Source organism: Pseudomonas extremaustralis (assembly GCF_900102035.1).
In the GTDB taxonomy this organism is placed as follows: Bacteria; Pseudomonadota; Gammaproteobacteria; order Pseudomonadales; family Pseudomonadaceae; genus Aquipseudomonas; species Aquipseudomonas extremaustralis.
In genome coordinates this window covers 4,619,700-4,643,413 of the sequence record NZ_LT629689.1, presented here as the reverse complement: position 1 = coordinate 4,643,413, position 23,714 = coordinate 4,619,700, and the positions used below count along the sequence as shown (strand labels likewise).

Here is a 23,714-nt window from a genome sequence, read left to right as displayed (position 1 = left end):
AATCTACGGGAGAAAAACCTATGCAAGCAATTCGTAACCTGAGCCTGGCTTTGGCAGTGCTGTTCGTCGCCGGCTGCTCCAGCTTCACCAGTGACAACAGCCCGAACCTGCCGCGCAATGCGCAGTGGGGCATCGTGCCGATGGTCAACTATTCCCAGACGCCGCAAGCCGGTGAGCGCAGCGAGCAGATCCTGCTCAGTGTGCTGAGCAGCCACGGCCTGCAACCACGGGTTTACCCCGTCAGTACCCAGGGCGAACAAGCGCTGATGGACGACAACGAGCGTCTGGCCGGAGCCCTCGATTGGGCGCGCGAGCAGAAACTCGATTACGTAGTCGCCGGCAGCGTGGAAGAGTGGCAGTACAAAAACGGCCTGGACGGCGAACCGGCGGTGGGCATCAGCCTGCGCGTACTGGACGCCAAGAGCGGCGCCGTACTCTGGAGCAAAAGCGGCGCGCGCGCCGGCTGGTCCCGCGAAAGCCTGGCGGGTAATGCTCAGACCGTCATCGACAAACTTGTTGGCGCCCTTCGGTTCGAGTGAACGCAATGAATTCTCCACACATGGATTACAGCCTGGCGCCTCGCGCCAGCGGGCCGGTGTCTTGGCTGGAAACGATACTGGTGACGGGCCTGGCGATCGGCCTCGGCTTCTGGCTCACGCCTGAAGACCCGTTACAGATGCATGCCGGTTTCCCTTGGCCAATCCTCGCGCCGCTGCTGTTAGGTGTGCGTTATGGTTTTGTGCGCGGCTTGTTCAGCGCCGGTCTGTTGGTGGCGGCGCTGTTTGCGCTGCGCAGCAGCGGGCATGAGGGTTACACCCAGTTGGAACCGTCGTTTATCGTCGGCGTGCTGGTGTGCGGGATGCTGGTGGGCGAGGTGCGCGACCTTTGGGTGCGTCGCCTGGAACGCCTGCAGATGGCCAACGAATACCGTCAGTATCGTCTCGACGAATTCACCCGCGCCCATCAGATCCTGCGGGTCTCCCATGACCTGCTCGAACAGCGCATGGCCGGCAGCGACCAGAGCCTGCGCAGTTCGTTGCTGGGCCTGCGTGAAAAGTTGCGCGGCATTCCGGTCGAAGGCAATGCGCTGAGCGCTCTGGCGGAACCGATCGTGGCGTTGCTCGGCCAGTACGGCTCCTTGCGCGTAGCCGGGTTGTATCGCGTCGATGAGAGCGAAAAGAACGTGCTGCCCCAAGCCTTGGCGATGATCGGCACCATGGGCCCGTTGGACACTGAAGATCACCTGGTCAAGCTGTGCCTGGAGCGCGGTGAACTGGTCAGCGTGCGTCAGGAACTGATTGACTCGGGCAATGCCGCACAGTTCTCGTCGTTGCAGGCCTGTATCCCGCTGATCGACGCCGAGGGCCGCCTGCTGGCTATGCTGGCGGTTCGGCAGATGCCGTTCTTCGCCTTCCAGGACCGCACCTTGAGCCTGTTGTCGCTGCTGGCCGGGCATATCGCCGACCTGCTGCGCCGCGACCCGCAAGTGCTGCAACTGCCTGACGCCGATGCCCAGCAGTTCACCCTGCAACTCAAGCGTTCGCTGGTGGATGTGGAGCAGCACGGTCTGTACGCCAGTTTGTTCGCGTTTGAAATGACACGCCCCAGTGACGAGCTGACGCGTCTGCTGGAGCGCAGCCAGCGCGGTCTGGACCTGCACTTGCCGGTGCGCAACAACCGCGACCGCGCACTGCTGCTGGTGCTGTTGCCATTGACCAGCCCGCACGGTGGTGAAGGTTACCTGGCGCGTATCAACCAGCTGTTGCATGAGCATTTCGGCATCGACAGCAGCTTCGAGAGCCTGGGTGTACGGGTAACGCCTTTCAACCTGGAGCCTGGGCATGACCGCAACGGGCTGCGTAACTTCCTTTACAACGAGTGTGGCCTGAATGATCAGCAAGTGGCTGTTTAGCGGAGCCTTGTTGTTAGAGGCGGGCAGTTGGGCCAGCTTGTGGCTCGATGCGCCTCAAGTGCATCAGCTGCTGGTCTTTACCTTCAGCCATGGGATCGCCTGCCTGATGTTGTGCGCGGCGGTGTGGCGTTTGCTGCCGGCGCGCTACCGTGCGCCGTTGCCGTGGAGCCCGCTGTTCATCTTCAGCCTGGCGTTCTTTGTGCCGGTCATCGGCACCCTGGGTGTGGTGGCCTCGATCTTCCCGGCGCTGTACTTGCCGCGCAAGCGCGACGAGCAGGCGTGGCAGGCCGTGGGTATTCCAAGCCTGCCGTTCCGCGCGCAGTTGCAGTTGCACAAGCCGATCTTCTCCGATGGTGGATTGCAGGATGTGCTGCGCCACGCGCCCGATCCGGATCAGCGCTTGTCGGCCTTGCTGGCCACGCGCCGCATGCCCGGCAAGGAAGCGGTGCCGATCCTCAAGTTGGCCCTTGGCGATCCCAGCGACGACGTACGCCTGCTGGCCTACTCGATGCTCGACAAGCAGGAAAGCGACATCAACCTGCATATCCAGATGGCCCTTGAGCAACTCGCCGAAAGCCGCCCGCGAACGGCGGGCCCGGTGCACAACATGCTGGCGCGCTGGTACTGGGAACTGGCCTACCTCGGCCTGGCCCAGGGCAGTGTGTTGGAACACGTGCTCAGCCAGGCTGCCGAACATGCCGAGTTGGGCCTGGCGGCAGGTGAGGGCGGGGAGCTGTTCCTGCTGGCCGGCCGCATCGCATTGGAGCGCGGCGATAACGAACGCGCCGAAGTGCTGCTGCGCGAGGCCGAAGCAAACGGCATGGACTTGGCCCAGGTCTTGCCGTTTCGCGCAGAGCTGGCGTTCGAGGCCGGTCGTTATCACGAAATTCCCGGGTTGCTCGCCAGCCTTCCCGAGAAAACCCGTCAGCGGCCACCGTTTGCTGAGTTGGTGAGGAGCTGGAATGAATAACAAGGACGAAGCACCGATAGCAGACATCTGCCTATTGCTCGAAGGCACCTGGCCTTACGTGCGTGGCGGCGTGTCGAGCTGGATTCACCAGATGATTCTCGGCCTGCCGGAGTTCACCTTTTCGGTGTTGTTTATCGGCGGCCAGCGTTCGGCATATACCTCACGGCGCTATGAAGTGCCCGCGAACGTGCTGCATATCGAAGAGGTGTACCTTGAGGATGCGACCCGCGCGGTCGACCTGCGAGGCACGCCACGCGAGGCCAACCCGCAGCAGTTGTTCGATCTCTACCGCTTCCTGCACCACCCGGACCCGCCCGAGCGCGCAATGGGCGAGCGGTTGCTCGATGACATCGCCAATGGCGATCTGACCCTCGACGACGTACTGCGCAGCCGAGCCAGTTGGGAGACGCTCAGCGAAGGCTATCGCCAGCATTGCGCCGACCCGTCCTTCGTCAACTATTTCTGGACCCTGCGTTCGCTGCAATCGCCGCTGCTGATGCTGGCAGAAGCCTCGCGCAACATGCCGAGGGCACGGGTGCTGCATTCGATTTCCACCGGTTACGCCGGGCTGTTGGGCTGCATTCTCAAGCAACGCTGGAACTGCACCTACCTGCTCAGCGAGCACGGCATCTATACCAAGGAGCGCAAGATCGACCTGGCCCAGGCCTCGTGGATCGCCGAAAGCTCCGGCCAGGCGCTTAACCGCAGCCTCGACGGTGGCTCGGGTTACACGCGCACCCTGTGGATTCGCTTTTTCGAACGGATCGGCCAACTGGCCTACAACAGTGCCGACAGCATCATCGCCTTGTATGACGGCAACCGTCAGCGCCAGATCAAGGACGGCGCCGAACCCAGCCGCACCCAGTTGATTGCCAACGGCATCGACCTGACGCAGTGGACCCAGGTCCTGGAAAACCGCGCGCCGGGCATTGCTCCGCGCGTCGGCATGATCGGCCGCGTGGTGCCGATCAAGGACGTGAAAACCTTCTTGCGGGCCATGCGCGGTGTGATCAGCGTGATGCCTGAGGTGGAAGGTTGGATCGTCGGGCCTGAAGAGGAAGATCCGGAATACGTCAGCGAGTGCCGCAGCTTGATGGCCAGTCTGGGCCTGGAAGGCAAGGTGCATTTCCTGGGCTTCCAGCGCATCCAGGACATCCTGCCTCAGCTCGGCCTGATGGTGCTGACCTCGATCAGTGAAGCGCAACCCCTGGTGATCCTCGAAGCCTGGGCCGCCGGTACGCCGGTGGTCAGCAGCGACGTCGGTTCGTGTCGCGAACTGATCGAAGGCGGCATCGCCGAAGACCGTGACCTGGGGATTGCCGGCAAGGTCGTCGCGATCGCCGACCCACAGGCCACGTCCGCCGCCATCCTGGAACTGCTGCGCAGCCCCGAGCGCTGGCTGGCCGCACAGGCCAGCGGCCTGGCGCGGGTCAACCGTTACTACACCGAAGCCTTGATGCTGCAGCGCTACCGCGACCTGTACCAGGCAGCCACGGAGAACAGCTAAATGGCCGGTATTGGCTTTGAACTGCGCAAGATCCTGTCGCGCGACTCTTACACTGCCACGCTGCACGCCTACGTCTACGCCGGCTTGATCAGCTCCGGGCCATGGGTGCTGTCCATCATCAGCGTGATGCTGGTGGGCATCATCAGCCTGGGTTTGTTGTTGCCCAACTCACTGGTGGGGCAGTTCCTGGTGACGGTGACGTACCTGATGGCCAGCTCGCTGATCCTCACGGGCGGGCTGCAGTTGTTCTTCACTCGGTTCGTGTCCGACCAACTGTTCGAGCACCGCTATGACCACATCCTGCCCAACCTGCTGGGGGTGTTGCTGCTGGTCACCGTGGGCGCCGGCGTACTGGGCGTTATCGTCCTGGCGCTGCTGTTCGATCAGCCGCTGATCTACCGCGTGCTGGTGCTGGCGAACTTCGTGGTGCTGTGCAACCTCTGGCTGGTGATCATCTTCTTGTCGGGGATGAAAAAATATAACCGCATCCTCATGGTGATGCTGGTGGGCTACTCGCTGATGGTCGTGAGCGCGTACCTGCTGAGCTTCCTGCAGATGCCAGGCCTGCTGCTGGCGCTGTTGATCGGGCACAGCGCGCTGCTGTTCCTGTACCTGTACGACATCCTGCGCGAATACCGCGCCGAAAAGCTGATTGCCTTCGACTTTCTCGATCGGCGCAAGGTGTTCCTCAGCCTGTTGGTGACCGGGTTTTTCTACAACTTCGGCATCTGGGTGGACAAGATCTTGTTCTGGTTCAACCCCGGCACCTCCAGCGAAGTCATCGGCCCGCTGCGAGCCTCGATCCTCTATGACATGCCGATCTTCATCGCTTACCTGGCGATCATTCCCGGCATGGCCGTGTTCCTGGTGCGCATCGAAACCGACTTCGCCGAATGGTACGACCGCCTGTTCCGCGCGATCCGCGATGGCGAAACCTTGCAGCACATCGGCTCGCTGAAAACCGAAATGACCCTGTCCATCCGCCAGGGCCTGCTGGAAATCTGCAAGGTGCAGGGCCTCACCGTGGTGCTGCTGTTCCTCTTCGCACCGCGCCTGCTGGACTGGCTGGGCATCTCCAGCTACTACCTGCCGCTGTTCTACATCGACCTGATCGGCGTGAGTATCCAAGTGGTATTCATGGCCCTGCTCAACGTGTTCTTCTACCTCGACAAACGCCGCGTAGTGCTGGAGCTGTGCGTACTGTTCGCCGTACTCAACGCCGGCCTGACGCTTTTGAGCATGCACCTTGGCCCGAGCTTCTTCGGCTATGGGTTTACGCTGTCGTTGCTGGCCTGTGTGTTGCTGGGGCTGGCGCGACTGTCCACGGCGCTGGAAGACCTGGAGTACGAGACGTTCATGTTGTCTCGCTGATCGAGGATTGCGGCGTTTAAAAAAGGCACTTGGCGGTTAGCGGCAAGTGCCTTTTTTGTTATTTATTGCGCGCAATGGCTGGGCGGCTTCGGGGAATAGCGCCTTTGTCTGCTGTGCACTCACTCCAAGGACGAAACATGGCTTATAAATCCAGCACTATTGCGGGCGTCATCCGCCGCTTGAATCGCGATTACTACCTGCCCGCTATCCAGCGCCCTTACGTCTGGACGCCAGAACAAATCGTTCGCCTGTTCGACAGCTTGCTCAAAGGCTACCCGATCAGCTCTTTTCTGTTCTGGGACATAGATCCTTCAAAAATTGAAAGGCTCGATATTTATAAATTTGTCGAAGATTTCAAATTTGGCGACTTCCACAACGAAGAGGCCAAGATCAACGATCAGCCCTTGACGTTGGTGCTTGATGGCCAGCAACGTTTGACCTCTCTGTTGATCGGTTTGCGTGGTAGTTACAAGGTCAAGCTCAAGGGTCGGCGCTGGCAAAACCCCGACTCTTGGGTTCGGCAAAATCTCTACCTCGACTTGATGAAAGATGCCAGTGACGAGGAAGCCGAATCCGATGTTTCCTACGGCCTGTCATTCTTCAACTCACCGCCAACGGCTCAAGATAACGCGCACTGGTTTCCTGTCAGCAGCATCATGCAGTTTGTGGACAAGGATCAATTCGACGCCTATCTGGAAAACATGCTGGATACCCTCGAGGAAAAAGACGTCAGCCGTGTGGATCGCAAGATCGTCGAGCGCAATTTCAAGAAGCTCTACGATGCTATTTGGGTGGATGAATCCATTGCCTTTTTCACTGAAACCAGTCGCTCCCTGGAGCGGGTGCTGGACATTTTTGTCCGTGCCAACGAAGGCGGTACCAAGCTCAGCAAGTCAGACCTGTTGCTGTCGACCATTACCACGACCTGGGGTGATCTGAACGCCCGAGAAGAAATCTATGGGTTTGTGGACTACTTGAACACTGGCCTGGCCCGCAACAACAACTTCGATAAAGACTGGGTCATGAAAGCCTGTCTGGTGCTGTCGGATTTGCCGAACGCTTATAAGATCTCCAATTTCACCAAGAAGAATCTGGACCTGATCCGGGTGAACTGGGAAAGGATCAAATCGGCGCTCGAAATGACCGTGCGCCTTACAAATGACTTCGGCATCGACCGTGAAACACTGACAAGTGCCAACGCTCTGTTGCCGATCGCTTATTACTTCTTCCAAACTTCCATGCGCTTCAACTCGACCGAGTCCGCGCACGTCGAAGCTGTCCGCGCCATGCATCGTTGGCTCGTCAAGGCATTGCTGGCCAGCACCTTCGGCGGATCGTCCGACGGAACCATCAGTCAGTCCCGAAAAATCATTCAGGAAAGTCTGGCAACCTCCAATGATTTCCCCGAGCAGGCGCTACTGATCGGTTTGCGCCGGCAGAGCCAAATCGATTTCACCGACCCTCGCAGCCTGGACGATCTGCTGTCTCTGACGTATCAGGACTGGACCTGCTTTTTCGCCATCTCCCTGCTTCATCCGGACACCCGCTGGGGGAGTGCGCAGTACCATGTTGATCACATCTTTCCTCAAGGCAGCCTGACCAAGCCGAAACTGCTCAGCCAGGGCATTTCCCCGTCAGAGGTCGATGCTTACCTTGAGGGCAAAGACCGGTTGAGTAATCTGCAATTGCTGCCTTACCTCGACAATATCGAAAAATCGGACACACCCTTTGAGGCGTGGCTGGCGGGTCGCAGCCCGGCGTTCATTGAGCAACATTCGATTCCGGCAGACCCGGCGCTATACAAAACCGAGCGCCTCTTGGACTTCCTGGATGCGAGGGACGTTTTACTGCGCAAGCGCTATGCCGACATTCTAGGATTTGGTGAAACCATGCTGGCAGGGACGATCGCAGCACCGGAGGAAGAACGTGAGGTCGCTGAGTAAAAAATAGTCGGTTTGTCTCCCTTGGTTCCAAAGGCCAAGGACGGTTCTATCTTCTCCCCCAGGTTAAGAACCGTTGGGATGCAAAGGAAACGAGCGGTATCAAACGCCGCCCCGAGGCTGGGCTTCAAACCTCTTTGAAGCCCGGCAGGCCGTTGGCTGCACGCCATGCTTTGACCGTTTGGGTAATGCCTTCGGCAGAATTATCAGCGCCTGATTCAGGGTGGAAAATCAAATCGTACCCATCGGGATGACCAGTAAGCTGGCTGAATCTTTCTAGCAATTCGCCCAGTGCTTCATCTGTTCCGCCTTGGTTTACGACGCGTATCTTTTTGATGAAGCCAACAAATTCCGCTTCTGTGAAATCAGAAATAGTTGCCATGTCGTGCCTGCTACTTTCTGTGGAGGTCAATGTGATTTTTTGGGATAGGGACAGGCTGCGATTCCCCAGATACCCGTTGATCACACCCAGAATTCAGGTTGCTAACTCAGGTTTGTCCAGTAAACGACGGAAGTTGAGGATCTTCGTCTCATACAACGCTTCCTCCATGCGCTTGGCCTCAGGCCTCCTTAAAGCCGGGTAGTTCATGGGCAAGACGCCATGCTTTGAATCGCCCCGGATTCTCTAGACACCTTGCAAGCTCATTGCATAACGCTTTTCAAACTCTACCGGTGACAGCTGATTGTTGAAACCATGGCGGCGTTTTGCGTTGTAGAACATCTCGATGTAATCAAACACATCACTACGAGCATCTTCGCGCGTGGAATAGATTTTCCGCTTGATCCGTTCCCGCTTTAGAAGCTGGAAAAAGCTCTCAGCCACGGCGTTGTCATGACAATTGCCTCGGCGGCTCATGCTGGCAACCAAATTGTTCGCCTTCAAAAAACTGCGCCAATCGGCGCTGCTGTACTGGCTGCCCTGGTCAGAGTGAACCATCACCTCCTGTTTCGGTTTTCGCCTCCAAACCGCCATCAATAACGCATCAATGGCCAAATCACTGGTCATCTGCGATTTCATTGACCAGCCGACGACCTGACGAGAAAACAGATCCAGCACGACCGCCAAATACAGCCAGCCTTCATACGTGCGAATGTAGGTGATGTCGGTGACCCAAACTTTGTTGGGTTCTACGACATCGAACTGGCGCTTCAGCAAATTGGGTGAGGCGACCGCTGGCTTACCGCCGTACTTGCCAGGGCGGCGTCGATACCCTGTCTGAGAGCGCAGACCTTCAAGACGCATCAGCCTCGCCACACGATGCCGACCACAATCCTCACCGACCTCGCGCAGATCGTCATGAATTTTGCGATAGCCATAAACACCGCCGCTCTCCAGCCATGAATGCTTGATCAAACCCAGCAATCGTTGGTCGTCTTTAGCGCGTGCAGATTGCGGCTCAGACAACCAAGCGTAATAACCACTGGGATGGACTTTCAGCGTCAGGCAAAGCCGCCGAATGGAATAGTCGCCCGCTCGCTGCTTGATAAAGGCGTACTTCAACCGCACTCCTTGGCAAAGTACGCGGCCGCCTTTTTTAAGATGTCTCGCTCTTCGGTGACCCGCTTGAGTTCGGCTCGCAGACGCCGCAGTTCCGCGTGCTGATCATCGTCTTGCTGCCGTTCTGCCTGAGGTTTGCTGTAGCGCTTTATCCAGGCATAGAGGCTATGCGACGACACGCCAAGACGCGCCGCCACATCAGCGACAGGCAGCTTCTTTTCGGTCACTTGATTGACCGCTTGGATTTTGAATTCTTCGGGATAACGTGGGTTGCTCATGGCACCTCCTGATTGGCCTCAGTTTAAGGCATGGAGGTGTCTACGAAACCCGGGGCGATTCACTTTGACCGTTTGGGTAATGCCTTCGGCGGAGTCATCCGCACCATCTTCTGGGTAAAAAATCAAATCAGAGCCTGCCGGATGCCCACAAAGGGTGTTGAAGTGATGAACAAGTTTGTTCTCCTCCTCTTCGCTTGCATCGTTTCCGATGATTCGCTGGAGCAGTCTGACGAACTCTTTTTCTGTGTAGTCTGAAACACTATTTTTCAAAGTCATTGTCTGTCTTCCCTGTGAATCTCGACATGTCGTTTCGGCGTCACTACTGATAGGTTATGGACGCTCTACGGGCAAGCCTCAGAATCGCCCACTGATCCCCAACAGTGGCCCCTTCTGGACAATGTCGTAGACAAAACCATCGTGGCGATAATTCACCCCCATCGCCCGGTAGCCAGCCACCGCCGAGAACCCAGGCAAGAACTCCCAGCCTGCCAGCGCTGCCAGGTCCCAGTCTTCTCGGGACTGTCCGGCGCCTGCCATCCCCCAGGATGACAGCCAGAATCGATCGTTCACGGCATAGTGCCCGCGCAGTCCCGCCATGGCGTCTGCCCAGGTCGCGTTGTCAGAGCCCGATAAGCCACCGAGAGGTCCGCCATGGAAGGTGAGCGTGGTGCCGCTGTACCAGACGCGCACACCACCGGCGACGTCCAAGCGACGGCTTTCATCACCCAGCACCGTGTAGCCGCCCCCCAGGAATCCGGATGCTGTCTTGCTTTCTACTTCAAGTTTGGCGCCACCAGGCAGGCGGTTGCGGGTGTCGGTGTCGATGTACATCAGGTCGGCGAGCACGCTGTAGGGGCCCCGGCGCGCCTCGCCCATCAGCATCACCGACATATCCACCGTCTTGGCGATATCGGCGAAGTCGGACTTTATAAACTGGGTTCCGGTGCTTTTATGGCCCACGTGTCCACGAATCCCGGCGCCCCATACGTAAGGTCCACCGTTGAACGTCCAGCCATCGCCGTCCGCCGCCATGGCTCCGGTCGACAAGCTGGATGCGGCGGCCGCAAACGCGACCGCCAGCCGTGCGCGCTTATGTCCCAAGACCGAGCGTGGGTTGTCACTGTGCATGAGGCTGTTTCTCCGATCAGTGCTGCGTCAGTGAGAGCGCTACGCTCTCGGCCGCACAATCCTCTGTAGGCTTCAAACCGGCTTTTTGCGCGGCCTTGATCTCTTCCTTCGCGGCCGCCAGATCCGCCAGGAACGCCGGATTGCTATGCAAGCTCGCCACCGTTGCGGCCCCCATGATGCGACCCGCGTCCACATCGCTCTGCCAATGTGCATCGCAGATGACCCGACTCTGGCCGAATGCCAGCCCGCGGGTCATCAGTTCCGTGGCGCGTGCCGGTTGGATCTCGGCCAGCAACAGCCCCCAGGCCCAACCGGCAGCGGAGTGGCCGGACGGCCAGGAGCCATCCGTGCGCAGCAGCGGTTCCATGTCTTTGCGACAGGTGCCTTCGTTGTGCGCCACGAATGGGCGGGTGCGGTTGTAGGCGTTTTTCCCGGCATAGGTGGAACCGCCCGCATCCGTCAGGGTGCGTTGCATCAAGGTGTAAAGATGCGGTGTGTTTTTCTCGGTGATCGGCGTGCCCATCGCGCAGGAGAAGGCTTTCGCCGGGCCCGGGAATGACAGCTCCGCATCCGCTGCGGCGAGTTTCTCCCGCGCGGTGCCACGCAGTGACAGCGCCGCACGCCGCGCTTCCTCATCCCGCGCCAGCGCTGCGGAATCGGGCTTGGGTGGGGCACCCAGCAATGCCAGGCGCAGTGGCAAGTCCGCCGGGTCAAGATAGCCTGGGGCCAGTTTGAAGTGAGGGTCGGTGACCTTCGTGGCGGTATCGTCGGCAAGCACCAGCCCCGACCAGAGCAGGCCGGCCAGCCCCAACTGCTTATGCAGTGTTTTCATCGAGTGTTCCTTTATCTATCCGGGTATCGCCGGCTGATCAAAACCGGTAGAGCGCATTCAGATAGGCGCCAGCGCCGACTTTTTCCCCCGTCAGCGGGCTGTTGCGGGCATCGGAGACCAGGGCGTAGGTCTTGATCCCGCCTTCCAGTGCCAGCTGTGGCTGCCATTGCCACGTGAGACCCAGTTTCAAGGTCACGTCGCGCATCCCACCGCCCGGGTGGTATTCGTCGAACCGGGTGCGTGCGGCCTGTTGGGCGGTGACACCGAAGCGGGCCATCATGTCGTTCTCATTGCTCCAGGTACCGTACAGGGTCGAGTCCAGGGTCAATGTCGAAGACAGCGCATAGGCAGTGGCCACCCCGGCCTCCAGGTACGCGGTATGCCCCAGGCTTTCGCCGCCGTAATCGCGGCTCTGGCTGGATTGCAGGCCTCGAACAAACAGGCGGCCGGCCGGCAGGAGCCAATACGCTTCCGCCCCGACCAGAGCCGTGCTGTCCAGGTTGCCCATGCCTTTGAGGTAGTCGTCACGCCCCCCAAGGGTGTGGATTCGTTCCTTGCGCCCCGGGTCGTAACCGATCAGCAGGGCCAAGCCGAACGGAGACAGTCCCGGCAAATCCCAGCGCAGTCCATCCGGGAACGCGGCGGTAAATTTGCCCCAGTTTTCGGTCGGTAAGACCGCTTTGAGTTTCAGCGAAGGGAATGCGGCGTAGTGTGAAGAACCTTCGTACAACGGGCCGACGGCAAGCCCGCCGCCGACAGTCACGGAAGGTTCGTTGGAATCGTCTGCGTGTGCGGGTAACACCATTGCAAGTGCGAGGGTCGCACCGGTAATGAGCATGACCGGATGCTTAAGCAAGTTTGAATCACCGATGGTTGTCATTGTTTCTTTCCTAGGGTGTAAAACCAAACTTATGGGCACGGGCGCTTAGTTATAAACGTCGGTGTTTTTCAATCAGCGCGTGACCGGCTGCGGCTTCGGGAAGCTCCATTGGCCGTTCAGGATTTCTTCGCTCGGTTGATAAAGCCTGACCGTGTAGTTCCAACCGGGCGGCGTCGGCAGGCAATTGGCGACCTTTGCGTCGCAACCACCGAACTGGATGACAATCGAGCCATCCGCGCTTTTCTTGGCGGTGAGGTTGTTCAGCGAGTAAGCGTCATAGGGGTTTTTCTGAAAGTAACCGTCTGCGTTATAAACACTCACGGACCAGAAACTCCCCACCGGAACCTCCCCGACTTTGAGCCGGTACACGGTTTTGCCATCGTTCTGCGGCATCACACCGCCCAGGTAGATCGCGTCCTTGGCCGGGTTGCCGCCCCAGCCCGTCGCGGTGCCGATCAAGTGATGGATCGGATTGACTGCCCCCTTGGGCCCAAAGGACTGGTTGTAGTCGGGAATGGTCGAGCCCAGCACCGACAAGGCATCCCGAACCTTGGCCTGGCTGACCGGGTCCCACTTCGGCACGACGAACTCCCCGACCTTGGCTTGGCTGACGGTGATTGCGTCCTGCAGGGCATGCACTTTTTCCAGGTCTTGGCGATCGTTGGGGTCGAAGAACGTGCGCACTGCCACAAACACATAGCGGGTGCCGACCGCCTCTTTCGTCAGCGTCCGGCGACCGGCGCCGTAACTGACGATGGGCACGTAGTGATCTTCATTGATCACCGCCATCGACATGAACCGTCCTCCGGCCTCGGGCAAGGTGATCGTGACGGGGCCCGCGTCGAGATCGAACACGGCGGATGAATAGAGCGTGTCCCGATTCATCCGGACCACATTCTGCGCGTCGATGGGCACGGCTTCGCGGCTATGAACAAAGCGGCCCAAACTGCCCGTCGCGACCATTTTTCCCAAGTAAAGATCGGACTCGGCACGAATGAAGTTATCCACACCCACCGGTATTGTCGTGTCCGAGGATGACTGCGCGTTCGAACTTCCAAAAACGGCCAGCGCCATGGCGAAGATGCAGACCGTGGATGAATGGGACATTTAAACCTCTTGGTTTTATAAGTTGGCGTTAATTTTTTGACTGTATAAGAACGCCCTCGCGCAAACTTGCCATTTGGTGCCAAAAGCAAAACCAACGCGCACGCGAAGGCCGTCCCTGAAAGGGGCTAGACGGTTGGGCAAGAGGGGTGGAAGAAACCGGTGGGGAAGTTAGCGATCCTGTTTCAACAAGATAGCGCGATAGCGCGACGGCGGGCTTCCGGTCCAGCGCTTGAAAGCACGGGTAAAGTGCGCGGGATCGCTGTAGCCGACCATGTAGGCAATCTCGGTCGCAGTGTATTTACCGCTGGCCAGTAACTGAAAGGCCTCGTGGCGACGCGTCTCGTCACGTAACGCTTCGAAGTCGATGCCGCAATGTTCGAGACGCCGCTGCAGCGTTCGCACAGACAGCCCAATCTTTCTTGAAATGGTGACGAGTTTGGATTGTTCCTGGTCCGCTATCTGCCTGGCGAGCACGTCGGCGGCTTCAGACGTCGAATTCAAGGCTTGGGTGGTTTTCCAGGCAACATCCCGAACCGGTTGCAGCGGGATTTCGAGCAACTCACGATCGAATTCGATCATGTTGTACTCAGCGTTCATCGCCAGGTTCGGCCCCAGGTATTCCTCAAGCGCCTCATCGCCTCTTTCCCGCGGATTTTTCAGATGTACCCGAATAGCCCCAGGCTCGCCGGACAACAGAGGCACTTTTCTGAGCACCGCCAGGGTGCCAAAAATGACTTGCTTGGGGTCAACTTCGTGCTGCCCGGTAAAGTGCTGGATCAGTTTCGTCTTACGGCCTTCGGTGATGATCTTTACTTCGCTTCCCTGATGCAGCAAATCCGTATGAACCGCCGCTGCCGCACACGCTTGAGCGAGATTGGTCGAGCCCAATATCAACTCGCCCCAAACCCCGGTCGAACGCACATCCGTCAGATGCCCCACCGTCGCCCCGCCGAACGGATCCTGCGCCGCCGCAGCCATTTCATTGGCGATATGAAAGCAGGCCGCCCTGGGTACCCAGGCCTCAGGGTTTTGAAACACGTGAGGAGAAATCCCAAAACGCCGAAAGAACTCCAGCGGCAACACCCCTCGCATGCTCAGGTACGGGGCGATTTGCCGAAGCGTGCTGAGTTTGATGGCGGGTGTAGCGTTCGTCATGGGTGTTTGCCTCTGTTTTTATTGGGAATGCGCTTGGAAGCTGTGTTGGCACGCTGGAAACAGTAGCAAAACTTTTGCCGATGTCGCGCTGTTGATTGTGCAGTGAGGACGATGGTTGATGCGGTGGCGGGGGGCGTGGTTTTCGGCCTTTGCTCCGTACCGTGCGCGGATGGATTTTGAGAAAAGGCCCACCCGCATTACTTGAACTTCACAAGTGCGAATGCAATCGCTAGCCAAATACCGGTAGCCATTATCATCGTAAAGTCGAGTTTCAGTAGACGTCAGAGATAGGGGGGACGTTCTCATGATCGCAACTGTTCGGGTCCCCCATATGGATGTAAGTCTTCCCCCCCCACAACTCCGGGTTGAGCGCCTAGAACTTGCGCATTACCGCCGGATCGCGCATCGGGAGCAGCGTGGCTTATGAGGTACATCAGGTAGGCAAGTGTGGTGATGCTTTTGACGGTTTGCTGATTGGTGACTGGGGGAGAGATTCTGACGCTAAGAAGTGAAGTCTGCGGAAATGGGTACCGTGTTTTTTTGGGGTGTGGACGTTTTCTCGAAACTGGTGCTTCAAATTTTTGTGATTTTCTAAACCCCAGAAACCACAAAGCCCCGCATTGCGGGGGGTTGAGATATGGTGCGGCACCAGACGAACGGTAGCTTTCGGCGAGGCTAGGTTTTCTGCGGGTCTGGATTTCGCTGGAAAATTCGGCGTACCCCAACTAGTAACTATAAATAAATCAGCTAGTTATGGCTTTCAGTGGAATCGAATCGGCGACGATTAAGCTGTGAGCATGTGCTTTGCTCGGTACGTAGAGTTGCGAGCGACACACGTAACCTGTGAGTTGGGTAAAAAAACCAGCCATTTTCAGGCTTGCTCAAATGAAGTTTTTACCTCACTGTAAAGACCAATGTCATTACAGTGAGGGCCATCCCATGGCGTCCATCAATGTCCGTATCGACGACGACCTCAAAGCGCGTGCTTACCACGAGCTGGAAAAGCTCGGCGTCACCCCTTCTGAGCTGATGCGCCAAGCCTTGCAGTACGTAGCAGAGCGCGGTCAGCTACCCTTCAAGCCCGTCCTGATGACCGAGGACGATGAAGCCTTGATCGCAACGGTTCGCGAGCGGCTGGCTAATCCCCAGCGGGTTAAGGTTTCGCTAGATGACCTATAGCCTCGAATTCGATGCGCGGGCGTTAAAGGAGTGGCACAAATTGGGGGATACCGTGCGCCAGCAACTCAAGAAGAAGCTGGCCTCGATTCTGGTCAATCCGCGCATTGAAGCCAACCGTCTACACGCCTTTCCCGACTGCTACAAGATCAAGCTGCGCAGCAGCGGCTATCGGCTGGTCTATCAAGTGATCGACCAGGAGGTCGTGGTGTTCGTGGTGGCGGTCGATAAGCGCGAGCGTGAGCAGGTTTATCGCAAAGCGGCTGAGCGGTTAAGTTAGCGAGTACGCAACGTATAAGTGAAAAGCCCGCCGAGTCAGGATGTGTGAAAATGCGAGCATGATTACGGGAGTGGGACTCCGTAGCGTTCGGTGGAACGTGATGCGGCACCAGGAGTCGAAAATCTTATTAGCCATATGATTTATAAATACTTTTATTGATGATATACAACCAACTACCTCTAAAAATATCCTTTGACGTGCCCGTTCTTTCATCGACGCAAAAAAAGCCAAACTAGGAGCGATTACTCGGTGAGATTGATCGAGCAACGGGTCGGCTTCAACGAGGCGTTGGTGTATTTCCCGGACTCGATGATCCAGTTCATTTCGCGACGCCTGAAGAACTCGCCAGATGAGCTGGGAACCACCGTTCCCTATCGAACACCGGGCTCAGGCCAGATCGCGTTGTACAAGCATACTTGCGATATCAGTTTTGAGCTTGTGAGCGCTAGCTGCTCACCCTCTGTTAGATGCCGGGGGAGCGGTTAGTAGCGGGGCTTCGACCACCCAGGATAGCCATCGAGCTCCTCCAGCAAACCACCGTTGTCATCGGCGGCACGATAGCCTGCTGAAGCCGGGCGCTGTTCAAGCTCATCGAAAATGATGATGGACTGGGTCTGTTTGGTCGGTGCGTAATAAGTTGCTTGCTCATAGCAGGCGAACCGCCTAGCGTCATCACTATTACTCCAATCCAGACCTTCCGTATCTGCTTCATGAAGCCCGCTGACACCCGACTTCAATGCCTTGGCGGCAGCGGAGTTTTTAGGAAGGACGACGTTTTTGCTGATCCATACTCTTGATGCCTTGAGTGCCTTAGAAACGATGGAGTATTTGATGATGCCGTCTTCGGTCACCACGAATGCCAAGTGATCATTGGAAGCTTGGGCAAACCTGGAGGCAATGCAGGAGCGGGAAGCCTGGAACTGCTCAGCCAGTTCGGTCAGATGCTCCAGCGTAAAGTCCTTCTGTTCCGCGAGCGGTTGGATCAATTGCCATGGCACCAAGCATTCTGCAGCAAAGATGTCGCACAGAATTTCCTCGGGAGGGCGCCCGGTGAAGCGCTCTAGTTCGTCAGAAGGCACCTTCTCATGTTTGGACGGTTGATCGAGCACATGGTGTGCAATCTCATGGAGAATTGTGAAGCGTTGCCTCACTACGCTGTCCTGCTGGTTTACGCAAATGTACTTCTTCTCGCGCCGTATGAGCGTGAAGCCTGCCTCTCCCTCATCGAGCTCTTTCCGGGAGATTTGGAAGCCCAATGACTGCGCCAATGCCTCAACATCAATTGGCGCCGTTGTGACGTTGGCGTCTTTCAGCAGCTTGCGGGCCAATAAAACCGCAGTGGTTTCGTCCATGAAAATCTCCGTTCCTACATCTGTTGAATGAGCTCGATCCGCTTTATCCAGGCTTCTTTGGTATCTGGGCGTTCGCCCCGGAAGCTCATGGTGGCCACATCCTCGAAGTCTTCCCAAGGGATGTCCTTGCGCTCGAGCATTAGGAGATACAGCGCGTTCTCTACCGTCACGGACTTGGCCAGTAACCGAAACACGTCACTCTCTCGGTTGTCGAGCTCGAGTGCATGGCTCAGGCGGACGACGACATCCTCTGACGGAGCCGCTCGATCTCCCTTCTCCAGCCTCCAGATGTAGGCGTGATCAAGATCACCTGCGCGCTTCTCCAAGTCACGGAAACTCAGCTCTTTTCGTTCACGCATGCTCGCGATGAACCCGGCCAAATCCATTATTTTCTCCAACCTATTGCAATGCCCATTGGGGCGGGAGTAGGCTGTTGTCTAGCTAGGCAACAGCTCGCGATTCATGATCCATGATAAGCGGGTTTTTTTTGAAGTCTACTGTTGTCTGGCTAGGCAACGACCATCGGGGTCGTTTTTTTAGAGCCATAGTGTTGTCTGGCTAGGCAACGGCTCATCTGGTTCAAATGCGAGGATTTATCCATGACACAGTTGAACGACTTAGAGATTGAAGACGTTGCCGCCGCCCTCGCCGCAGGTCGCCAGGTACGTGACCATGGCCCCTACAAAATCCAGATTGGGAACGAAAATCTGGAGTACCGGCCTCTCGTAATTACTGACCCCGTTCCAACCGGGCGGCAGGTGCTGGAGGAGGCCGGCTTCCGTCCGGTCGACGAATACCTGCTGTATCAACTTCTCACCAACGGCCATCTAGATCTGCTCAGCCCGGGAGACACGACAGATCTGCGTCTGGCTGGTATTGAGAAATTTTTAGCTTTCAAAAGCGACCGCTCCTACCGCTTCTTCATCAATGGCCAAGCTCAGGACTGGGGGGCTCAGCGGATCTCCGGGCGCACTCTCAAGCAACTCGCCGGCGTTGACGCGCAGAAGTACGACATTTTCCTGGTGGTGCCGGGCGATGACGATGAGCTGATCGAAGATCGTGACCTGTTCGACCTGGCCCGTCCGGGTGTGGAGCACTTTGCTGCGGTTGAAATCAACATCAAGGTCTTCGTCAATACGCAGCCAGTGTTTGTTCACTCCCACACTCTGTCGTACTGGGAGGTAGTGCACTTGGCCTACCCGGATGCGCAGCCGGCCCCCAATGCCCACTTCACCGTGACCTACGCCAAAGGCCACGAAGGCAACTCGCTCACCAACCTGGTTGATGGCCAACACGTCCGTATCAAGAAGGGGATGCACTTCAATGTCACACCAACTGATAAGTCGTAGTCCTCATCTCCTGAGCCTGCGCAACGAAGGGTACAACCTAGACACCAAGGAAGGTTATCTCCTGGTTCGGGACGTCCCCTACGTGAACGCTGAGCGTCAGGTGTGCAAAGGCGTGTTGGTTATGGCGCTCAACTTGGTGGCTGATGTTGCGGGAAAACCGAGCGACCATACAGCACATTTCATTGGTGACTGCCCTTGCAATTCGCAAGGGCGTCCCCTTGATGAAATCATCAACAACAGCAACGCGGCTACGCTGCTGCCGGACTTGGTGGTGAACCACTATTTCTCGGCCAAGCTTCGGGGTAGCGACTACGCCGATTACTACCAGAAAGTCTCGATCTACGTATCAATGTTGACCGGCCAAGCCCAGGCAATAGACCCTAGCGTAACTGCTAAAACCTTCGCTCCCATTCGGTCGGAGACGGAAGACACTGTGTTCGCCTACACGGACACGGCGTCACCACGCGCAGGTATCGCGATGCCCACACAGAATTTCAAGGGGCTGAAAATTGCGATTGTAGGGTTGGGCGGCACCGGTGCTTACATCCTGGATCAAATCGCGAAAACGCCAGTGGCAGAGATTCACCTCTACGATGGCGATCTGCTCCAGCAGCACAACGCATTCCGCTATCCAGGTGCTGTACCGTTTGCCACATTGGAGCGAGGACTGAAAAAGGTGGAGTACCTCCAAGAGGTCTACAGCCAGATGCATCGTGGAATCACTCAGCACCCGTCGATGATCACCGCAGAGAACGTGGGTGAACTCCGACAATTTGATTACGTGTTTCTTTGTGTAGACAACACCCCAGCGCGAGCTCTGGTCGTCCGGGAACTCAATGGAACTCGTACGTCACTGCTTGATGTGGGCATGGGAGTACATCTGGTCAATGATACTCAGCAAGTCTGGGGCACCTGCCGGGTGACGGCTCTGACACTGACTCACCATGACCACGCCGCCCGTACGATGCCGTTGACCGACAATGAGGCAGAGGATGCTTACCGCTCGAACATTCAAATCGCTGATCTGAATGCACTCAACGCGGTTCTCGCAGTGGGCATGTGGAAGCGGCTTTGTGGCTTCTACGTCGATCAATGTAAAGCGGGCCACGTCACTTACTCGACCAACCTCAACGAGATGGGCAACAGCGAGGACGAGTCATGAAGGTAAAGCATTTGGCACCGCAGTTTGTCGAAAGCTTCCCAGGCAAGCTGGAGCCAGGAGAGATCTATCTCGCCATGGAGTTCGCCACCGCCGCTCACCTGTGCGCCTGTGGTTGCGGAACCAAGGTGATCACACCTTTTTCCCCAACCGATTGGCAAATGTCATTCGATGGGGAAGACGTTTCTCTCAAGCCCTCTGTGGGCAACTGGACGTTTCCTTGCCGCTCGCACTATTGGGTACGCTCGGGTCGTATCGAGTGGGCTGGGGACATGTCTCAGGAAGCGATCAACGCCGGGCGTAAGCGAGACGCGGAAGCGAAGGCGCGCCTTCAGGTTGCCAAGCCAAGCGGCGAGACTCATCAACCTGTGCCGACATTACAGTCAGAGCTCTCACTGTTCGAAAAATTGAGGAAATGGCTGGGGTTGTAGTGGCCAGCTTGGCCTCTCACGTTCCACTGTATGTAGAGAAAGAGGAAGGGCCCGTGCTAGGAAGGGCCCTAATTCTGCGATTGAAGCGACCTCCCCTCGACTGAGTCTCCCGTCTTTTTGCACCGTTAGGGTGCTCAAATTTGTCGAAAATTACACTTTAAGTGTACGACGGCCATATGCCATACTGGATCCATCCAATGCCTCCTGCCCTCGTTAGGGCACTTCCGTGTGTGGAGGTTTCGGCATTTATGTGCCGTAGGGTAAGGCGGGCCAACCAAGATCTGCGTGAGCGGATCACCCTCGTGGGTACTGCTCGTTGCCAGCTCTGGAGCTGTTTTTCATGAACCTTGGAGCTTTCGCTCGGTCTGAACTACAGTCTCATTGCCGCTTGTCGGCTGGTGAGATGGTCGCTTGTAGTGAGAGATGGCGAGGATTGATAATCCGCGCCTCCTTGGTGAGCGTCTCGAGTACCACGCTAGCTTCGATTTTTCGAAGTCTGTGGTCGCGCATTGGGTACTACTTGTTGTAAGTGGAACCTGTATTTTAGAGGATAGAGCGATGACTCTTGAGCGTCTGATTGAAGAAGCCCGCACTCGCAATGGCACGCATGCAGAAAGCCTACGGGCTGCGCGTGAGCGTATGGTTAACACCAATAAGCGTCTGGCTTCTCATTTCACGGCTCAAGAAGTGACTCCGGCTCTGCTGGCCAAGACCTGCAGCCTCTGAAAAATCTCTTCATATAAAAGCAGCCTGATGGGCTGCTTTTTTTTGCGCGATCACAATGACCCCATACCTCATTACCAGCTTCGAGGAAGCGACGCTGGCAGCGTTGATCCATGAGCCGTTTGCCTACGACCACGCTGACATCTTCGAAAAGCGCCAGATCAAGTACATCTACAACTACCTCAAGTCGTTCATGCCGGAGCTATCGGAAGATAAGAAGACTGTCGGTAGCATTCTGCTCGAGCATCAGTACATCGACCGAGATTTCCTAGAAGATTACTCGCGTTTCTACCTGGGGCGTTTCGGCAACGATGGCTATAAGTGCGCTCGGTTGCATTTCTTCAACTGCGACCTCACGCACAAGCAGCTCGACGCGCTGCTGGTGGGGGACTCGGATGTGGTTTTTGCAGACAAGCCAGAACTGAAGCTGACTCTGGAGTCGCTGCAGGAACATTACCTCGGTTTCATGGTGATCAAGCCACTGACCCGAACGTTCGTGGGTAAAACCTGCCTGCGGGTAAGTGGTGACAGAGGGCCGGGCAAGAAGAAAATCGACAGGCGCTACGAGGTGAACCTCTTCGGCCTGAAGCTCACCGTCGACTCAATCGCCTTCCAAGAACAGGACAAGGTTGTTGCTGCTTGCGCTACCACCGCGATCTGGACGGCCCTTCATGGCCTGCCAGGCCGAGGGGTTAAAGACATCAAGTCCTGCAGTGAGATCACCACCGCGGCTTTGAATTTTGTGGACGGATCAAGCAACGGTTTCCCAAACAAAGAGCTTAGCAATAAGCAGATTCAGCGAACGTTGGATGTCGAAGGTTTGCGTTACCACAACAGCAACCTGGAGAAATCCAGCCAGGAATTCTTCCAGGAATACTTGGCCGCGCACATCGACAGCGACTTGCCTGTAATTTTGACTGGTACTGTGTTTGGCCTGACACCTGACGAATCCGGAGAGTTTGTCAAAGCTGGGCACGCCATCACCGCCCTCGGTTACGATTTCCGAGATGGCAATAAATGGGTCTATGTCCATGACGACCGCCTTGGGCCATACGCTCGTGCTCAAATGGTCATGCTTAAAGACATCCTCAAAAAGAACACGCCTGCGGGGATGGAGACGCGCTGGGGCTTGGCGATGTCGATTCGAGAGCCTGATGCCTCGACATGGGTCGAGCCGCACGAAGTGATCGTGCCTGACATCTCCATCGTTCCAGCCGATAGAAAGACCCGGTTGCCTTTCATCTATGCCCATGGCACGGCAATTCGGATCGCCGAGCAGATCGACGGCTTCCTGGTATCAGAGGTATGCCCTCTGATTAAGGTCAAGGTGCCGAAGGTTAGCTTCCACATAAAACTGGCCTCGATTGCCGAAGCCCGTGATGATGTGCGAACACATGTGACTCATCGCAAGCCGGGCGACCGCTTGGGCGAATGGGAGTTAGATGAGTCCTTGATCGTTCGCTGGAGAGAAGACAAGCTCGCTTTCTTGAACGGCCACCTTGCCCGCCTGCAATGGCAGATCGACTTTTTCTGGGATGACGAGCCTGCGTTTCGTATATTGCTCGACGCTACGGATATTCCATTGGGCAACGCCGTTTCGGGCATTTATATACACGATCCGATCTACGCTGATGCCATGCTTGGAGGATTCAAGGGCCTGGAGCTAAAGGTTGGGGGGCTCGACGATCAACACTTTTTCTCTGCCTTCACTCGAGCGCTCAAGCGTCGCCGGGATGACTACGAAAGCCACCTCAACAGCATGTATGGAACGTTGAGAGCGCCCAACCATATCAAAGATAACGAAGTTTCACGGGACGGCAAGGGTACCAATCCGACCGCGAAGCGATTCTGGGATCCTCAACAAATACCCCTCAGTGAAATTCATGAGGCGTACAAAGAGGTGGCTGAAGACCCAAGCTTCACGCGAAAGCTTATTTGGGCGATTGGTAAGGATGGTGTGCTATTCCTCGCCGAAGACATTCCTAAGCCGGCTGAGCTAGGGCACCCGAGCATGACGGGGATGCAGGCTGCACGAATTGCAGGAGAGATACGTCGTACCAAAGACGGCTGGGTCGTCAATTTCTTCTCTGGCCGATACAGCAGTGACTACTCTGCGGCTGAGAAGACCCTGTATCTTGCGAATGCCCTGCTGAAGATCCGATCACTGTTTCCTCGCGATACGTTTGAAGCGTTTTACCCGGACGCTCCCGCTCCCAAGGCGGAGTGATGGTGTCATTAGGGGAGGGCTATGTCCTTCCCCCTAATGACACCGGGGCGGCATGCTTCCGTAGTCTAGGCTGGCAAGGCACTCCACCCGCGAGAAGCCAGAGAAGCCACAGTCACCTTACGATCAGCACCGACACATCCTTCTGGACGACTCCTACTGAACCGCACGCCGGCTCCAGGATTTTGTTCTCCGCCAGCAAGACAGCGATCAGTACCCGTTCGACATTGGTCAGCATTGGGGTAGCTTCGACAGCTACCATCGCCAAATCTATTCGGAGTTCAGAGCGTGGGTGTGGGAGCACGGCCTGGATTCAACGTTCAATGAGATAGCCGGGATCATCATCGCCAGGCGGCGAGAGGCTGCCCAAGCGGCGGCGGTGTCATGCGAGAGCACCTTCGCCGCTCTGATCAAGCCCGGGCACTACTGGACGCACTGGTCT

At 57.0% G+C, this 23,714-nt stretch carries 23 protein-coding genes; 13 read left to right on the top strand and 10 right to left on the bottom strand.

Translation table 11 applies throughout. From position 1 onward, the window contains the following. Window positions 1–20 precede the first annotated feature (20 nt). The 6 genes from BLR63_RS21330 to BLR63_RS21305 all read left to right on the top strand — a co-directional run bounded on the left by BLR63_RS21330 (window position 21) and on the right by BLR63_RS21305 (window position 7,703). Window positions 21–539, top strand: a complete 519-nt coding sequence (locus BLR63_RS21330) for a hypothetical protein (protein WP_010567148.1) — start codon at window positions 21–23, stop codon at window positions 537–539. Window positions 540–544: 5 nt separating this feature from the next. Beyond that, entirely contained in the window at window positions 545–1,912 is a 1,368-nt protein-coding gene (locus BLR63_RS21325; protein ID WP_042947496.1) for a PelD GGDEF domain-containing protein, read from the top strand. After that, a complete protein-coding gene (locus BLR63_RS21320; protein ID WP_010567150.1) occupies window positions 1,890–2,882 on the top strand; it encodes a HEAT repeat domain-containing protein in 993 nt (330 codons plus the stop codon). The genes BLR63_RS21325 and BLR63_RS21320 overlap by 23 nt, the downstream gene beginning before the upstream one ends. Next, a complete protein-coding gene (gene pelF, locus BLR63_RS21315; protein WP_010567151.1) occupies window positions 2,875–4,389 on the top strand; it encodes a GT4 family glycosyltransferase PelF in 1,515 nt (504 codons plus the stop codon). The genes BLR63_RS21320 and pelF overlap by 8 nt, the downstream gene beginning before the upstream one ends. Continuing rightward, window positions 4,390–5,760 carry an exopolysaccharide Pel transporter PelG gene (gene pelG, locus BLR63_RS21310; RefSeq protein ID WP_010567152.1) on the top strand — a complete coding sequence of 457 codons (1,371 nt, stop codon included), beginning with the start codon at window positions 4,390–4,392 and terminating at the stop codon, window positions 5,758–5,760. A gap of 137 nt (window positions 5,761–5,897) precedes the next feature. Next, window positions 5,898–7,703: a DUF262 domain-containing protein gene (locus BLR63_RS21305; protein ID WP_010567153.1), complete on the top strand. Its 1,806-nt coding sequence runs from the start codon at window positions 5,898–5,900 to the stop codon at window positions 7,701–7,703. A 124-nt stretch (window positions 7,704–7,827) separates the two neighbouring features. Here BLR63_RS21305 and BLR63_RS21300 read toward each other — a convergent pair whose 3' ends face one another. The 8 genes from BLR63_RS21300 to BLR63_RS21265 all read right to left on the bottom strand — a co-directional run bounded on the left by BLR63_RS21300 (window position 7,828) and on the right by BLR63_RS21265 (window position 14,578). Continuing rightward, window positions 7,828–8,082: a bacteriocin immunity protein gene (locus BLR63_RS21300; protein WP_010567154.1), complete on the bottom strand. Its 255-nt coding sequence runs from the start codon at window positions 8,080–8,082 to the stop codon at window positions 7,828–7,830. Window positions 8,083–8,325: 243 nt separating this feature from the next. After that, window positions 8,326–9,476, bottom strand: a protein-coding gene (locus tag BLR63_RS21295) for an IS3 family transposase (protein WP_156791909.1) whose coding sequence is annotated in 2 segments (ribosomal slippage) — window positions 8,326–9,242 and window positions 9,242–9,476 — 1,152 coding nt in all. Because the reading frame shifts where the segments join, the coding sequence is not laid out codon by codon here. Window positions 9,477–9,494: 18 nt separating this feature from the next. Continuing rightward, a complete protein-coding gene (locus tag BLR63_RS21290) occupies window positions 9,495–9,752 on the bottom strand; it encodes a bacteriocin immunity protein (protein ID WP_083365970.1) in 258 nt (85 codons plus the stop codon). A gap of 78 nt (window positions 9,753–9,830) precedes the next feature. Further along, a complete protein-coding gene (locus BLR63_RS21285) occupies window positions 9,831–10,604 on the bottom strand; it encodes a hypothetical protein (RefSeq protein ID WP_010567863.1) in 774 nt (257 codons plus the stop codon). A 16-nt stretch (window positions 10,605–10,620) separates the two neighbouring features. Then, entirely contained in the window at window positions 10,621–11,436 is an 816-nt protein-coding gene (locus tag BLR63_RS21280; protein WP_010567864.1) for an acid phosphatase, read from the bottom strand. 37 nt (window positions 11,437–11,473) lie between these two features. Next, a complete protein-coding gene (locus BLR63_RS21275; RefSeq protein ID WP_010567865.1) occupies window positions 11,474–12,316 on the bottom strand; it encodes a MipA/OmpV family protein in 843 nt (280 codons plus the stop codon). Between the two features lie 72 nt (window positions 12,317–12,388). Then, entirely contained in the window at window positions 12,389–13,423 is a 1,035-nt protein-coding gene (locus tag BLR63_RS21270) for a DUF1254 domain-containing protein (protein WP_042947856.1), read from the bottom strand. A gap of 168 nt (window positions 13,424–13,591) precedes the next feature. Next, window positions 13,592–14,578, bottom strand: a complete 987-nt coding sequence (locus BLR63_RS21265; protein WP_010567867.1) for an AraC family transcriptional regulator — start codon at window positions 14,576–14,578, stop codon at window positions 13,592–13,594. A 939-nt stretch (window positions 14,579–15,517) separates the two neighbouring features. Between BLR63_RS21265 and BLR63_RS21260 the strand changes: the two genes are divergently transcribed. Both BLR63_RS21260 and BLR63_RS21255 read left to right on the top strand, forming a co-directional pair. After that, on the top strand, window positions 15,518–15,757 hold the full coding sequence (locus BLR63_RS21260; protein ID WP_010567868.1) for a type II toxin-antitoxin system RelB/DinJ family antitoxin: 240 nt from the start codon (window positions 15,518–15,520) through the stop codon (window positions 15,755–15,757). Next, window positions 15,747–16,034 (top strand): type II toxin-antitoxin system RelE family toxin, encoded by a 288-nt coding sequence (locus BLR63_RS21255; RefSeq protein WP_010567869.1) that lies wholly within the window; start codon window positions 15,747–15,749, stop codon window positions 16,032–16,034. The genes BLR63_RS21260 and BLR63_RS21255 overlap by 11 nt, the downstream gene beginning before the upstream one ends. 482 nt (window positions 16,035–16,516) lie before the next feature. On the opposite strand, the gene BLR63_RS21250 is transcribed toward BLR63_RS21255, so the two are convergent. Together BLR63_RS21250 and BLR63_RS21245 are read right to left on the bottom strand one after the other, a co-directional pair. Further along, window positions 16,517–17,386 (bottom strand): ImmA/IrrE family metallo-endopeptidase, encoded by an 870-nt coding sequence (locus BLR63_RS21250; protein ID WP_010567870.1) that lies wholly within the window; start codon window positions 17,384–17,386, stop codon window positions 16,517–16,519. 14 nt (window positions 17,387–17,400) lie between these two features. After that, entirely contained in the window at window positions 17,401–17,772 is a 372-nt protein-coding gene (locus tag BLR63_RS21245) for a helix-turn-helix domain-containing protein (RefSeq protein WP_010567871.1), read from the bottom strand. Between the two features lie 213 nt (window positions 17,773–17,985). Between BLR63_RS21245 and BLR63_RS21240 the strand changes: the two genes are divergently transcribed. From BLR63_RS21240 to BLR63_RS21220, 5 genes are all read left to right on the top strand, one after another. Then, on the top strand, window positions 17,986–18,735 hold the full coding sequence (locus tag BLR63_RS21240) for a multiubiquitin domain-containing protein (RefSeq protein ID WP_010567872.1): 750 nt from the start codon (window positions 17,986–17,988) through the stop codon (window positions 18,733–18,735). Continuing rightward, the gene (locus tag BLR63_RS21235; protein WP_010567873.1) at window positions 18,710–19,897 is read left to right on the top strand and encodes a ThiF family adenylyltransferase; all 1,188 of its coding nucleotides are present in this window, start codon (window positions 18,710–18,712) and stop codon (window positions 19,895–19,897) included. The genes BLR63_RS21240 and BLR63_RS21235 overlap by 26 nt, the downstream gene beginning before the upstream one ends. Then, window positions 19,894–20,325: a DUF6527 family protein gene (locus BLR63_RS21230; RefSeq protein WP_010567874.1), complete on the top strand. Its 432-nt coding sequence runs from the start codon at window positions 19,894–19,896 to the stop codon at window positions 20,323–20,325. The genes BLR63_RS21235 and BLR63_RS21230 overlap by 4 nt, the downstream gene beginning before the upstream one ends. A gap of 558 nt (window positions 20,326–20,883) precedes the next feature. Continuing rightward, entirely contained in the window at window positions 20,884–21,051 is a 168-nt protein-coding gene (locus BLR63_RS31555; protein ID WP_162830777.1) for a hypothetical protein, read from the top strand. Window positions 21,052–21,106: 55 nt separating this feature from the next. Beyond that, the gene (locus BLR63_RS21220) at window positions 21,107–23,275 is read left to right on the top strand and encodes a cysteine peptidase family C39 domain-containing protein (RefSeq protein ID WP_010567875.1); all 2,169 of its coding nucleotides are present in this window, start codon (window positions 21,107–21,109) and stop codon (window positions 23,273–23,275) included. Window positions 23,276–23,714 lie beyond the last annotated feature (439 nt).

What these genes read in the sequence shown, in the direction of transcription:
- BLR63_RS21330 (WP_010567148.1), top strand. Translation starts at nt 21, where the DNA reads ATGCAAGCAATTCGTAACCTGAGCCTGGCTTTGGCAGTGCTGTTCGTC.
- BLR63_RS21325 (WP_042947496.1), top strand. Translation starts at nt 545, where the DNA reads ATGAATTCTCCACACATGGATTACAGCCTGGCGCCTCGCGCCAGCGGG.
- BLR63_RS21320 (WP_010567150.1), top strand. Translation starts at nt 1,890, where the DNA reads ATGATCAGCAAGTGGCTGTTTAGCGGAGCCTTGTTGTTAGAGGCGGGC.
- pelF (WP_010567151.1), top strand. Translation starts at nt 2,875, where the DNA reads ATGAATAACAAGGACGAAGCACCGATAGCAGACATCTGCCTATTGCTC.
- pelG (WP_010567152.1), top strand. Translation starts at nt 4,390, where the DNA reads ATGGCCGGTATTGGCTTTGAACTGCGCAAGATCCTGTCGCGCGACTCT.
- BLR63_RS21305 (WP_010567153.1), top strand. Translation starts at nt 5,898, where the DNA reads ATGGCTTATAAATCCAGCACTATTGCGGGCGTCATCCGCCGCTTGAAT.
- BLR63_RS21300 (WP_010567154.1), bottom strand. Translation starts at nt 8,082, where the DNA reads ATGGCAACTATTTCTGATTTCACAGAAGCGGAATTTGTTGGCTTCATC.
- BLR63_RS21290 (WP_083365970.1), bottom strand. Translation starts at nt 9,752, where the DNA reads ATGACTTTGAAAAATAGTGTTTCAGACTACACAGAAAAAGAGTTCGTC.
- BLR63_RS21285 (WP_010567863.1), bottom strand. Translation starts at nt 10,604, where the DNA reads ATGCACAGTGACAACCCACGCTCGGTCTTGGGACATAAGCGCGCACGG.
- BLR63_RS21280 (WP_010567864.1), bottom strand. Translation starts at nt 11,436, where the DNA reads ATGAAAACACTGCATAAGCAGTTGGGGCTGGCCGGCCTGCTCTGGTCG.
- BLR63_RS21275 (WP_010567865.1), bottom strand. Translation starts at nt 12,316, where the DNA reads ATGACAACCATCGGTGATTCAAACTTGCTTAAGCATCCGGTCATGCTC.
- BLR63_RS21270 (WP_042947856.1), bottom strand. Translation starts at nt 13,423, where the DNA reads ATGTCCCATTCATCCACGGTCTGCATCTTCGCCATGGCGCTGGCCGTT.
- BLR63_RS21265 (WP_010567867.1), bottom strand. Translation starts at nt 14,578, where the DNA reads ATGACGAACGCTACACCCGCCATCAAACTCAGCACGCTTCGGCAAATC.
- BLR63_RS21260 (WP_010567868.1), top strand. Translation starts at nt 15,518, where the DNA reads ATGGCGTCCATCAATGTCCGTATCGACGACGACCTCAAAGCGCGTGCT.
- BLR63_RS21255 (WP_010567869.1), top strand. Translation starts at nt 15,747, where the DNA reads ATGACCTATAGCCTCGAATTCGATGCGCGGGCGTTAAAGGAGTGGCAC.
- BLR63_RS21250 (WP_010567870.1), bottom strand. Translation starts at nt 17,386, where the DNA reads ATGGACGAAACCACTGCGGTTTTATTGGCCCGCAAGCTGCTGAAAGAC.
- BLR63_RS21245 (WP_010567871.1), bottom strand. Translation starts at nt 17,772, where the DNA reads ATGGATTTGGCCGGGTTCATCGCGAGCATGCGTGAACGAAAAGAGCTG.
- BLR63_RS21240 (WP_010567872.1), top strand. Translation starts at nt 17,986, where the DNA reads ATGACACAGTTGAACGACTTAGAGATTGAAGACGTTGCCGCCGCCCTC.
- BLR63_RS21235 (WP_010567873.1), top strand. Translation starts at nt 18,710, where the DNA reads ATGTCACACCAACTGATAAGTCGTAGTCCTCATCTCCTGAGCCTGCGC.
- BLR63_RS21230 (WP_010567874.1), top strand. Translation starts at nt 19,894, where the DNA reads ATGAAGGTAAAGCATTTGGCACCGCAGTTTGTCGAAAGCTTCCCAGGC.
- BLR63_RS31555 (WP_162830777.1), top strand. Translation starts at nt 20,884, where the DNA reads ATGACTCTTGAGCGTCTGATTGAAGAAGCCCGCACTCGCAATGGCACG.
- BLR63_RS21220 (WP_010567875.1), top strand. Translation starts at nt 21,107, where the DNA reads ATGACCCCATACCTCATTACCAGCTTCGAGGAAGCGACGCTGGCAGCG.